This window comes from Streptomyces sp. SID14478, from assembly GCF_010548525.1.
In the GTDB taxonomy this organism is placed as follows: domain Bacteria; phylum Actinomycetota; class Actinomycetes; order Streptomycetales; family Streptomycetaceae; genus Streptomyces.
Genome location: NZ_JAAGMG010000331.1, coordinates 1 through 471 on the forward strand (window position 1 = coordinate 1; position 471 = coordinate 471).

Here is a 471-nt window from a genome sequence, read left to right on the forward strand (position 1 = left end):
GCCCCTCGGCCCCTCGGCCCCTCGGCCCCTCGGCCCCTCGGCCTCTCGGCCTCTCGGCCTCTCAATCCCTCAGCCCTTCACCCCCTCCGCGCCGCGCACGATCCGCACCGCCCACCACAGCCCCGCCGCCTCCAGCACTCCACCCACCACCAGGCACCCGAACCCGGCCCCGGTGTGCAGCAGCACCTTCAACGGCCGTGCCCCCAACGCCGATCCGAGCAGCAGCCCCAGCACCGGCAGCCCCGCCAACATCACCGCGGTCGACCACGGCCCGGCCAACTGGGCTGTCAGGTCTGCCCGTTGATCCCGCTCCGCCCGCAAGGCCCCCGCGAGCCGTTCGAGTCCGGCCGCGAGTCCGGCACCCCGGTCCACAGCCACCCGCCAACACGCGGCGAGCCCGTGCAACCCCTCGGCCCCCGGCTCCCGCGCCGCCTGCCGCAGCGCGCCGGACACATCTCCGCCGAACCGCGC

Annotated in this window: 1 protein-coding gene; it reads right to left on the bottom strand. The window is 76.4% G+C overall.

The window, feature by feature from the left end; translation table 11 throughout:
- Positions 1–69 precede the first annotated feature (69 nt).
- Positions 70–471 (bottom strand): type II secretion system F family protein (locus G3I40_RS10910; RefSeq protein WP_203643826.1); only part of this gene is annotated, 402 nt, incomplete at its 5' end.